We start from the raw sequence: 13,274 nt of genomic DNA on the forward strand, positions 1-13,274 counted from the left end.
ATAATTATTTTTTTTTATCTTTAACTTCTTCAAATTCAGCATCAACAACTTCATTTTCTTGATTATTATTTTTAATATTATTATCTTTTTCTTTTGTAGTATTCTCATTATTAGTTAAATTCATTATTTTACTAGAAGTTTCAATTAATTTTTGTATTTTTGTTCTTATATCATTTTTATCTTCTTTTTTAAGAGATTTATTTAATTCATTAATAGAATTTTTTATTAAAATTTTGTCTTCTTTATTAACTTGACTATCTACTTCTTTAAGTTTTTTTTCAGTATTATGAATAAGTTGATCACCCTCATTACGAATTTTAACTAATTCTTCAAAAAGACGATCAGATTCAGTATTAGCTTCTGCATCTCTTATCATTTTTTCTACTTCATGTTTATTTAAACCTGATGATGCTTGTATTGTAATTTTTTGTTCTTGTCCACTTTTTTTATCTTTTGCAGAAACATGTAAAATACCATCTGCATCTATATCAAATGTTACTTCTATTTGAGGAATACCCCTAGGAGCAGGACTAATTCCATCTAAATTAAATTGTCCTAAAGATTTATTATCACTTGCTCTTTTACGTTCTCCTTGTAGAACATGAATTGTAACAGAAGATTGATTATTTTCAGCTGTTGAAAAAATCTGACTATGTTTAGTTGGGATTGTTGTATTTTTATTTATTAATGTAGTCATTACTCCCCCAATAGTCTCTATACCTAGAGATAAAGGAGTTACATCTAATAATAATACATCTTTAACATCACCTGCTAATACCCCACCTTGAACCGCTGCACCAATTGCTACTGCTTCATCAGGATTCACATCTTTTCTTGGTTTTTTCCCAAAAAATGATGATACTTTATTTTGAACCATAGGCATACGAGTTTGTCCACCTACTAAAATAACATCATTAATATCTGAAGGAGATAAATTAGCATCTTTTAAAGCCATTTTTAATGGTTTTATTGATTGATCAATTAAATCTTCTACTAGAGACTCTAATTTAGCTCTTGTTAATTTAATATTTAAGTGTTTTGGACCTGAAGAATTAGCTGTAATATAAGGTAAATTTACATCTGTTTGTTGTGCTGAAGATAATTCAATTTTTGCTTTTTCTGCAGATTCTTTTAATCTTTGCATTGCTAATGGATCATTTTTTAAATCTATTCCTTGTTCTTTTTTAAATTCTTTTACTAAATAATTTATAATACGACTATCAAAATCTTCTCCACCTAAATGTGTATCACCATTAGTAGATAATACCTCAAAAGTTTTTTCACCATCTACATCATCAATTTCAATTATAGAAATATCAAAAGTTCCTCCACCTAAATCATATACAGCAATTATTCTATTCCCTTTACCTTTATCTAATCCGTAGGCTAATGCAGCTGCTGTAGGTTCATTTATAATTCTTTTAACTTCTAACCCTGCTATTCTACCAGCATCTTTAGTTGCTTGACGTTGAGCATCATTAAAATAGGCAGGCACTGTAATAACAGCTTCATTTATTTTAACACCTAAAAAATCTTCAGCTGTTTTTTTCATTTTTTTTAAAATTTCAGCTGAAATTTGAGGTGGAGCCATTTTTTTTCCTTTAATATCTATCCATGCATCTCCATTATCAGACTTTATAATTTTATATGGCATTATTTTTATATCACGTTGTACTTCTTTATCATTAAATCTTCTACCGATTAATCTTTTTATAGCAAAAAGAGTATTTTTAGGATTTGTGACAGCTTGACGTTTTGCTGGTTGTCCTACTAAAATTTCTCCATCTTGTGTATATGCAATAACTGAAGGAGTAGTTCTTTCACCTTCAGCATTTTCTAAAACACGAGGTTTATTTCCATCAATAATTGCTACACAAGAATTAGTTGTACCTAAATCAATACCAATTATTTTACCCATATTAATTATTAACTCCTATTTTATATATAAAGTAATTAATTTTTTAAAATATAAAAATTATTAAAATAAATTTTAATAATATATTTTATATAAATAAATTCCCTAATGAAAGGGAAATGGGGCCACATATTGATGCATCAAGGGGCTTGTCTATTTTTTTTTTCAAATATAAAAATTTTTTTTTATTTTAAACATAAATTATTATTTTTTTGAAAAAATGTTATATATTAATTACAATTAACTTATTTTTTTATTAAAAAATAAATTTTATTTTTTAAATACATAAAAATAATTTATATTAACTTTAATTATTTTATTTCCAATTATGGAGATCATAAAATGCAATATTTTGCAGAAAAAATAATTTTTTCAAATAAAAATTTACTAGATTGTATAGTAATACCTATATTTGAACAATATAAATTTTCTAAAATTTTAAAAAAAATAAATGATATATCAAATAATTACATTTTAAATATTTTAAAAAAAAATAATATACAAGGTAAAATTAATCAAAATATAATTTTATATAAAATACCTAATTTTTTATGTAATAAAATTATTATTGTAGGTTGTGGTATTAAAAATACTCTTAATAGAGAGAAAAATAAATTAATTGTAAATAATGTTATTAATATTTTAAAGAAATATTCTATTAAAGAAATTTATTGGTATCTTACAGATATAAAAATAGATAATTATGAGTTATATTGGAATATTAGAGATACAATAAATGTTATTGAACATAATATTTATTTATTTAATAAATTTAAAAAACAGAAATTATTTTTTTCTTCAAAAATAAAATTTATTATTACTAATAATAATGAAAATACTTATTTTTCTGCAATAGAACATAGTAAAGCTATTAATTTAGGTATAAAAAAAGCTAAAAATATAGCTAATTTACCACCTAATATATGTACTCCTAAATATTTATCTATTAAAGCCGAAAAATTAATTAAACAATATAATAATATTTCTGTAGAAATTATTAATAAAAAAATTATGAAAAAAATAGGTATGAATTCCTATTTAGCTGTTAGTAAAGGATCAAAAAATAATCCTTATATGTCTATAATAAAATATCAAAATAATAACAAATTACAACCTATAATTTTACTAGGTAAAGGAGTTACTTTTGATTCTGGAGGAATATCCTTAAAACCTAGTAAAAATATGGAAGATATGAAATATGATATGTGTGGTGCTGCCGCTATATATGGTACAATACATGCAATAGCACAATTAAAATTACCTTTAAATATTATTGCTATTTTAGCTTGTGGTGAAAATATGCCTAGTTCTAATGCATATAGACCTAGTGATGTTATAAAAACAATGTCTGGTATTACTGTTGAAATTACAAATACAGATGCTGAAGGACGTTTAATATTATGTGATGTATTAACATATATTGAAAAATATAATCCTAAATATGTAATTGATATTGCTACTTTAACAGGAGCATGTGTTATAGCATTAGGTAATAATATTAGTGGTTTAATGTCTAATAATAAAAAACTATCTAAAAAAATTATAAAAGCTTCATTAGAAGCAGATGATCGTGTTTGGGAATTACCTATTAATGATCAAAAATATTTTCATCAATTAAAATCAAATATTGCTCATTTAGTTAATAGTAGTAATGGGATTGCAGGTGCAATCACTGCTGCTTGTTTTTTATCTAAATTTACAAAAAAATATAAATGGGCTCATATAGATATAGCTGGCACAGCTTGGTATTATAAAAATAATAGAGCAATGGCTTCTGGTAGACCTATTAATATGTTATGTCAATTTTTAATTAACCAAACATTTAATCATAAATAATTTTTTATATTTTAATATAAATTTTATTATATATAGGATATTTTTTTATTATGGATAAAATATATAATCCAAAAATTTTTGAAAAAAAAATTTATAATTATTGGGAAAATAATAATTTTTTAAAAAATAAATTAGATAATTCAAAAAAATGTTTTTCTATTATGGTTCCTCCACCTAATATTACAGGTTATTTGCATCTAGGACATGCATTACAATATACTTTAATTGATATTTTAATACGTTATCATCGTATGTTAGGTAAAAATATATTATGTCAAGTAGGAATAGATCATGCAGGTATTGCTACCCAAAATTTAATAGAACAAAAAATTTTTAATGAAACAGGAAAAACAAAAAATCATTATAGTAAAAAATTTTTTTTAAATCAAATTTGGAAATGGAAAGATAAATATTGTAATATTATTTATAATCAAATGAAAAGTTTAGGTTTATCTACAGAATGGGAAACAACAAGATTTACAATGGATAATAAATTTACAAAATCTGTAAGAGATATTTTTATTATTCTTTATAATCAAGGATTAATTTATAGAAAAAAAAGATTAATACATTGGGATTTTAAACTTAAAACTGTTATTTCTGATTTAGAAGTTGAGTACAAAAAAAAAAAAACAAACATATGGTATTTAAGATATTTGTTTCAAGATGGTATAACCACTTTAGATAAAAAAAATTATTTAACTGTTGCTACAACTAGACCAGAAACACTATTAGCAGATAGTGCAATTGCTATTAATCCATTAGATAAAAGATATACTAATTTAGTAGGTAAAATGGTAATAATACCGATTATTAATCGACCAATTCCTATTATAGCTGATAACTATGCTAAAATAACAAAAGGAACAGGATGTGTTAAAATTAGTCCAGCTCATGATTTTAATGATTATCAAGTTGCAATAAAACATAATTTACCTTTAATTAATATTTTTGATTTAAATGGTAAAATTTTAGAAAAATATGAAATATTAAATAATGAACAACAAAAAATAAAATTAAATTATGATATTCCAAAAAATTTACAAAAAATAAATTTTTTAAAAGCAAGAAATATAATTATAAAAAAAATAAAACAAAAAGATTTATTAGATAAACATGAAATAAAAATTAGATTAATACCATTTAGTATTCGTAGTAATACTATTATTATTCCTATGCTAACAAATCAATGGTATTTAAATACCAGGATTTTATCTAAAAAAGCAATAAATGCTGTAAAAAATAACAAAATTATATTTTTTCCTAAAAAATATAAAAATATGTTTTATTCTTGGATGAATAATATTCAGGATTGGTGTATATCTCGCCAATTATGGTGGGGTCATAGAATCCCAGTTTGGTATGATATTAAAAATAATATTTATGTAGGAAAAAATGAAAGTGAAATAAAAAAAAAATATAATTTAAATAAAAATATTATTTTAAAACAAGATTCTGATGTTTTAGATACATGGTTTTCTTCTAGTTTATGGACTTTCATTACTTTAGATTGGCCTAATAATAAAAATTTTTATTTATTTCACCCAACTAATATTATTATAAGTGGTTTTGATATTATTTTTTTTTGGATATCTAGAATGATAATGATGACAATGCATTTTGTTAAAAACAAAGATAATAGTCCTCAAGTACCTTTTAAAAATATTTTAATGACAGGATTAATTAGAGACAGTAAGGGAAATAAAATGTCCAAATCAAAAGGTAATGTTATTAATCCTATAGATTTTATTGAAGGTATTTCTTATATAAATTTTAAAAAAAATAATAATTTTAAAAAAAATAATAAAATTTATGGAGCAGATGCATTAAGATTTACATTAGCAGCTTTATCATCTACAGGCCGTGATATATATTGGGATATGACTAGATTAGAGGGTTATCGTAATTTTTGTAATAAAATTTGGAATGCAAGTATTTTTATACTAAAAAATATAAAATATGAGTTTACTAATAAAAAAATAGACTTATCTTTAGTCGATCAATGGATCTGGTCAGAATATTATTTAATTGTAAAATATTACACAAAAGCATTAAATGAATATCGTTTTGATTATGCTGCTAATATTTTATATAATTTTATATGGAATAAATTTTGTGATTGGTATTTAGAATATAGTAAAATAGTTTTCAGAGAAAAAAATCAATTAAAATATATTAGTACACATTATACATTATATAATCTTTTTGAATCTTTATTAAGACTTTCTCATCCTATAATTCCATTTATTACAGAAGTAATATGGCAAAAAATAATTAAAAATAAAAAAAATTTATTTAAAAATAGTATCATGATACAATCTTTTCCAAAAGTTAATAAATTAGAAATAAATAAAAAAGCTATAAATATTTTTAATACATTTATTAATATAGTTACAATTATTCGTAATCATAAAATAGAAATGAATATAAAGAATAATATAAAAATTAATTTATATATAAAAGATATAAATAATGAATTTAATAATTTTTTAAAAATGAATATAAATATTTTTAAAAAATTTATAAATCTTAATAAAATTTTTTTTCTTAAAAAAACAATTAACTTTCCAGAAAAAACATTAATTAATAAAATTAATAATATTGAATTTGGAATTCCATTAAATAATAAAATTATTGATCAAAAAAAATTATTAAATCAAATTAATAAAAAATTAAATGATAATCAACAAATGATAAATTTTTTAATAAAAAATACAAAAAATAAAAATTTTTTATCTAAAGCACCTAAAAATATTATTTTAAGAAGTTTAGAAAAATTAAAAAATTGTAAAATTTTAAAAAAAGAACTATCACAAAAAATTTTTTTAATTAAAAATTTATAATTTTAAATTATTTATAAATAAGGATTATTATGAATCAATTTTATAATAAACATTTTTTAAAATTATCAGATTTTTCAAAAGAAAATATTTATGAATTAATTAAAATTTCAGAAAAATTAAAACATAATAAAAAAAATTTTAAAGAAAAAAAAAAATTAATTAATAAAAATATTATTCTTATTTTTGAAAAAAATTCAACAAGAACTAGATGTTCTTTTGAAATAGCTTGTTTTGATCAAGGAGCAAATGTTACTTATTTAAATATAAAAGATAGTCATATTGGTAATAAGGAATCATTAAAAGATTCAGTTAGAATTCTAAATAATATGTATCATGGATTAGGTTATAGAGGAAAATATCAAAAAAATATTGAAAAATTAGCTAAATATTCAACCATTCCTATATGGAATGGATTAACAAATGAATTCCATCCTACTCAAATATTAGCAGATTTATTAACTATTAAAGAAAATATAAAAAATAGAAAAATAAATCAAATTAAATTATCTTATATAGGAGATATAAATAATAACATATCTTATAGTTTAATAGAAGCATCTATTATTATAGGTTTTGAATTATATTTAATTTCTCCACAAAAAATTAAATCAAATAATAATATTTATATATCTAATATAATAGATAAAATTAAAAATAATAATAATATTCATATTACTAATAATATAGATATAGGTATAAAAGATACAGATTTTATTTATACAGATATTTGGTTATCTATGGGAGAAAAAATATCTTTACAATTATGGGAAAAAAAAATAAAAAAATTACATAATTATCAAGTTAATAAATTATTATTAAAAAAAAGTAAAAATAAAAATATTAAAGTTATGCATTGTTTACCTTCATTACATTTATATAGTCATTATAAAAATTTATTTTCTAAAGAAATTATTTCAAAATATAATTTATATAATGGATTAGAAATAACAGATGAAGTTTTTGAATCTAATAATAATATTATATTTCAACAAGCAGAAAATAAAATTCATGCTATTAAAGCAATAATAATGACTTCTTTATTAAAAGAAAAATATGAAAAATATCTATAATAATTTTTATAAAAAATAAAAAACATAATAATACACTATTAACGAATTTTTTTATAAATTTAAATAAAATTAATATTTTTTATGAAAAATATTTAAAAAAATAAAAAATTAATAATTTAAATCTATATACAATTATATTACATTTAAAAATGTAAAATTTAAAATTAAAGTTATTTTTAATAAAAAATAAATACTTTAAATATATTTATAAGGTTTAATAAAATGTTTTCATTTTTTAGATTAATATTTATTATTTTTATATTATTATTGCCGATTACAAAAAAATATTTAAATAATACAAAATCTTATCAAAATACTATTTTTTTTTATAACTGGACAGAATATGTCCCCCAAGAAATTTTAAATCAATTTACAAGAGAAACAGGTATTAAAATTATTTATTCTACATATGAATCTAATGAAAGTATGTATGCTAAATTAAAAACTTACACAAAACAATCATATGATTTAGTTGTACCTTCTACTTATTTTGTAGAAAAAATGAAAAATGAAGGTATGATACAAAAAATAGAAAAAAAAAAAATACCTAATTTTGCTAATTTAGATTATAAATTTTTAAATAAATCTTTTGATTTAAAAAATGAATATTCTATTCCATTTATGTGGGGTGCAACAGCAATAGGAATTAATACAAATATAATAAAACCTGAATCTGTCCATAGTTGGAAAGATTTATGGAATCCTAGATATTATAAATCTATATCTCTAATAGATGATGCTAAAGAAGTATTTCAAATGTCATTAATAAAATTAGGTTATCCTGCTAATACAAATAATACTAATTATATAAAAAAATCTTTTATAGATCTAAAAAAATTAATGCCTAATATTATTTCATTTAATTCTGATAATCCTGGATATCCTTTTATTGAAGGTTCAGTAAATATAGGTATGATTTGGAATGGATCTGCTTATATGGTTCAAAAATTAGGAATTCCTTTAAAATTTATTTGGCCTAAGGAAGGAGGTATTTTTTGGATGGATAGTTTTGTTATTCCTAAAAATGCAAAAAATATTAAAGGTGCGTTAAAATTAATTAATTTTTTATTAAGACCTGATATTGCTGCAAAAATAGCTAAAAAAACAGGTTTTTCAACTCCAAATTTAAAAGCAAAAAAATTATTACCCTTAGATATGATTAATAATGAGATATTATATCCTAATGATGAGATTATTAATAAGGGAGTATGGCAAAATTATGTTAATAATAATATAAGTAAAAGATATGAAATAGATTTTCAAAAATTAAAAAATTTATAATTTTAAATATAAAATATTTTTTAATATAAAAATATTTTTTTAAAAAAAGATTAATTTATTTTATAAAATATAATTTTCTTGACATATATATAATATTATTAATATAATATAAATAAAGTTGTTAGTAAATCCTCTGTAGTTCAGTTGGTAGAACGGCGGACTGTTAATCCGTATGTCACTGGTTCGAATCCAGTCAGGGGAGAAAATTATAAAAATTTTTTATCATAAAATATATTTTTATATTGTTTATATTTAAATTATTTAATAAATATTTTATTATAGGATATATAATATGGTAATAAAATTAAAATATCTACTTAATGAAAAAATTATAAATGAATTATTATCTGTTCAGGATATAATACGTTGGATAACAAGTTGTTTTAGTATTTCTAATTTATGGTATGGACATGGTAGTAATAATCCATGGGATGAAGCTATAAATTTAGTTCTACCATTATTAGGATTACCTCCTTATCTATATAAAAAGGTTTATAAATCTAAATTATCATTTAAAGAACGTGAATTAATTTATCAATTAGTTTATAAACGTATAAAAAAAAGAATACCAGTAGTATATTTAACAAAAAAAACTTGGTTTTGTGGTTATGAATTATATATAGATAATAGAGTATTAATACCTAGATCTCCAATTGCTGAATTAATTAATAATAAATTTAAATCAGTTATATTACCTAATAATAAACCTAAATATATATTAGACTTATGTACTGGAAGTGGTTGTATAGCTATTGCATGTTCATATTTATTTCCAAATTCACATATTGATGCAGTAGATATTTCTGTAGATGCTATTAATGTTGCAGAATATAATATTCAATTACATGGATTAGAAAATCGTATTACACCAATATGTAGTAATTTATTTAATAATTTAACAAAATCAACTTATGACTTAATTATAACTAATCCTCCATATGTAGATAAAAGAGAAATAAAATATTTACCAAGAGAATATTTATATGAACCTAAAATAGGTTTATTTTCTAAAAATAATGGTATGGAGATTATTGATAAAATAATATCTCAATCACCTTTTTACCTTAAAAAAAATGGTATTTTAATTTGTGAAGTAGGAAATAAAATGTTAAATATTATAGAAAAATATCCTAAAATATGTTTTCAATGGCTTGATATAAAAAATGGAGGTATAGGAATATTCAAAATAGAAAATATTTAATATTAAATTTTATTTTAATAAATAATTTTTATAAATTTAGGAGAAAATATTTATGTCAGGTAATAGTATTGGAAAATTATTTAAAGTTACAACTTTCGGTGAATCACATGGAAAATCTTTAGGATGTATTGTAGATGGTGTCCCTCCCAGAATTCCTTTAAAAATACAAGATATACAAAAAGATTTAGATAGAAGAAGACCAGGACAATCAAAATATACTTCTCCTCGTAAAGAATTAGATAAAATACAAATTTTATCAGGTGTTTTTAATAATTTTACTACAGGAACAAGTATTGGATTATTAATAAATAATATGGATGTACGATCTAAAGATTATAATAATATTAAAAATATTTTTCGTCCTGGTCATGCTGATTATACTTATGAAAAAAAATATGGAATTAGAGATTATAAAGGTGGAGGTCGTTCATCAGCTAGAGAAACAACTATGCGTGTTGCTGCAGGAGCTATTGCTAAAAAATATTTATTAATAAAATATAATTTAAAAATTAAAGGATATTTATCTCAAATGGGGGATATAGTTTGTAATTTTGATAATTGGTCTGAAGTTAGTAAAAATCCTTTTTTTTGTCCAAATAAATATCAAATAAAAGATTTACAAAATATGATAAATATTTTAAAAAAATCTGGTAATTCTATAGGAGCTAAAATTACTATTATTGTAGAAAATGTACCTGTAGGGTTAGGAGAACCAGTATTTGATAAATTAGATGCTGAATTAGCTCATGCAATTATGAGTATAAATGCAGTAAAAGGTATTGAAATAGGTGATGGATTTAATTCAATAAATAAATTAGGAAGTAATTATAGAGATGAAATGGATAAAAATGGATTTAAAAGTAATAATTCTGGTGGTATTTTAGGAGGTATTAGTACAGGACAAAATATAATTATAAATTTTGTAGTTAAACCAACTTCTAGTATTTCTATTCCAGGAAAAACAATAAATTTAGTAGGAAAAGAAATGTCTTGTATTACACAAGGACGCCATGATCCTTGTGTAGGGATTAGAGCTGTTCCAATAGGAGAAGCTATGGTTGCTATCATTTTAATGGATCATTTATTACGTTATCGTGCACAATGTATTGATATTATTAAATAAATATATATATATATTTTTTTTTTTAAAATAATTCATTTATATTATTTGATAAATAATTAACAATACCTTTAGAATTAGGAGTTATACTTTTTTTACCCTTTTCCCATTGTGCAGGACATACATCTCCATATCTTTCATTGTGTTCTAAAGCATCAATTATCCGAATTATTTCATTTATATTTCTTCCAAATTGGAGATCATTAATTAATTGATGTCTTATAATTCTTTTTTTATCTATTAAAAATAATGCTCTTAATGCAACACCTAATTGAGGATGTTCAATTCCATAAGATTTCTGTATATTTTTTGTAATATCAGATATCATTATAAATTTAATATTTCCTATACCTCCTTTATTAATAGGAGTATTACGCCAAGCTTGATGAACAAATTGTGAATCACATGATATACCTAATATTTTAATATTTTTTTTATAAAAAATATCATAATGTTTATTTAAAGATATAATTTCTGTAGGACAAACAAATGTAAAATCTAAAGGCCAAAAAAATAGTATAGTTATTTGATTTTTTGAATATTCATATAAATTAAAATTATCTATAATTGATCCATCAGGAAGAACTGCTGAAGCATTAAAATCTGGAGCTTTTTTAGTTACTAATATCATATTTATCTCTCTTATTTATATTTATTGAAAAAATTATTATATATATTATTTTATATAAAATTTTTTTTTATATATATATTATATATAAAAAAATAAATAAAATAATATTATTATTTATATTTTTCTAAATTAATTTTTTTATAAAAAAATTAATTAATTTAAAATTAAATTTTAAAAAAAAAATTTTATTAAAATTATATAAATTATATTTTTTTTAAAAAATTATAAAAAATATTAATTTTTATTTAGAAAAAATATTTTTTAAAAAAACTAAAATACTATATAATTATGTATAATTTTTAATAATATTTTTTTACAAAAAATTTTTTATTAAAATTTATATATTTTTAATTCTAAATACAGAAAAATTTTTATTTTTAGATAAAATATAAATTTTTAATGGAAAATTATTAAATAATTTTTTATATGATATAAAATTATTTATTACAAATAATAATTCTCCTTTATAATTTATATTTTTTTTAAAATTATTTATCATTTGATAAATAAAATTTAATGAAAAAGATAAATTTTTATGAATAGGAGGATTAGATATAATTAAATCAAATTTTTCTTGAACATTAGAATAAATGTTACTAGGAAATACATGAACATTTTTTATCATATTTTTATTAAATGTTTTTATAGTTGAATAAATTGCTTTTGCATCTATATCAATAGCATAAATTAAATAATTTTTTTTAAAATTATTTTGTATAGCAGTAGAAATAATTCCAGAACCACAACCTAAATCTAATATTTTACCCTTTATAAGGAGGTTACTATTATTAATAGTAGAAATTAATAATTTACTCCCATCATCAATTTTTTTATTTCCAAATACTCCAGGTAAACTATATATTTGATAATTGTCATAATAATAATAATTCCAATAGTTTTTTATATTAAAATAAATATTTTTTGTTAAAATCCCATGAAAAATAATATGTTTTCTTACATTAAGAATTTTTTTTAAATTTAAAATTTCTAATTCTTTTATATTATTAATTTTTTTAACACCACAATTATTAGAACCAATAATGAATATTTCTACTTTTAAAGATAATAAAGATAAAATATTATTTAATATAAATAATGATTCTTGTTTATCTTTTAACCAAAAAAATATTAAAACATTAAAATTGTAATTTTTATATTTATTATCCATTAAGCCATAACATAAATAATTATTATTTATTTTTTTTTTTAACCAATTATAATAATCATAATTATGAGTATTTATAAAACTTATAAGAGTTTTTAAATAAATAGGTATTTTATCGATAATATTTCCAGCAAAAATAACTTTTTTATTTAAAAATTTATTTTTAAATAAACTTAAAAAATATTTATTTATTGATAATAATCTGTACATTA

Annotated in this window: 9 protein-coding genes and 1 tRNA gene; 7 read left to right on the top strand and 3 right to left on the bottom strand. The window is 20.0% G+C overall.

Annotation, left to right across the window (positions count from 1 at the left end):
• Positions 1-4 precede the first annotated feature (4 nt).
• Positions 5-1,918, bottom strand: coding sequence for a molecular chaperone DnaK (gene dnaK / locus GJU05_RS00725; RefSeq protein ID WP_208753645.1), 1,914 nt, complete (start codon positions 1,916-1,918; stop codon positions 5-7).
• A gap of 339 nt (positions 1,919-2,257) precedes the next feature.
• On the opposite strand from dnaK, the gene GJU05_RS00730 reads away from it, so the two are divergent.
• The 7 genes from GJU05_RS00730 (at position 2,258) to aroC (ending at position 11,269) form a co-directional block, all read left to right on the top strand.
• Positions 2,258-3,751: a leucyl aminopeptidase gene (locus GJU05_RS00730; RefSeq protein WP_208753646.1), complete on the top strand. Its 1,494-nt coding sequence runs from the start codon at positions 2,258-2,260 to the stop codon at positions 3,749-3,751.
• 50 nt (positions 3,752-3,801) lie between these two features.
• The gene (locus GJU05_RS00735) at positions 3,802-6,594 is read left to right on the top strand and encodes a valine--tRNA ligase (RefSeq protein ID WP_208753647.1); all 2,793 of its coding nucleotides are present in this window, start codon (positions 3,802-3,804) and stop codon (positions 6,592-6,594) included.
• A 29-nt stretch (positions 6,595-6,623) separates the two neighbouring features.
• Positions 6,624-7,664 carry an ornithine carbamoyltransferase gene (gene argF, locus GJU05_RS00740; protein WP_208753648.1) on the top strand — a complete coding sequence of 347 codons (1,041 nt, stop codon included), beginning with the start codon at positions 6,624-6,626 and terminating at the stop codon, positions 7,662-7,664.
• A gap of 222 nt (positions 7,665-7,886) precedes the next feature.
• Entirely contained in the window at positions 7,887-8,945 is a 1,059-nt protein-coding gene (locus GJU05_RS00745; protein ID WP_208753649.1) for an extracellular solute-binding protein, read from the top strand.
• Positions 8,946-9,074: 129 nt separating this feature from the next.
• Positions 9,075-9,147, top strand: a tRNA-Asn gene (locus GJU05_RS00750).
• Between the two features lie 90 nt (positions 9,148-9,237).
• The gene (prmB, locus tag GJU05_RS00755) at positions 9,238-10,146 is read left to right on the top strand and encodes a 50S ribosomal protein L3 N(5)-glutamine methyltransferase (protein ID WP_208753650.1); all 909 of its coding nucleotides are present in this window, start codon (positions 9,238-9,240) and stop codon (positions 10,144-10,146) included.
• 52 nt (positions 10,147-10,198) lie between these two features.
• Positions 10,199-11,269, top strand: a complete 1,071-nt coding sequence (gene aroC, locus GJU05_RS00760; protein ID WP_208753651.1) for a chorismate synthase — start codon at positions 10,199-10,201, stop codon at positions 11,267-11,269.
• Between the two features lie 22 nt (positions 11,270-11,291).
• Here aroC and GJU05_RS00765 read toward each other — a convergent pair whose 3' ends face one another.
• Both GJU05_RS00765 and GJU05_RS00770 read right to left on the bottom strand, forming a co-directional pair.
• On the bottom strand, positions 11,292-11,897 hold the full coding sequence (locus GJU05_RS00765; protein ID WP_208753652.1) for a redoxin domain-containing protein: 606 nt from the start codon (positions 11,895-11,897) through the stop codon (positions 11,292-11,294).
• A gap of 337 nt (positions 11,898-12,234) precedes the next feature.
• A complete protein-coding gene (locus GJU05_RS00770) occupies positions 12,235-13,272 on the bottom strand; it encodes a methyltransferase (protein ID WP_208753653.1) in 1,038 nt (345 codons plus the stop codon).
• Between the last annotated feature and the right edge of the window lie 2 nt (positions 13,273-13,274).

The organism is Enterobacteriaceae endosymbiont of Donacia fulgens (assembly GCF_012567545.1).
Classification (GTDB): domain Bacteria; phylum Pseudomonadota; class Gammaproteobacteria; order Enterobacterales; family Enterobacteriaceae.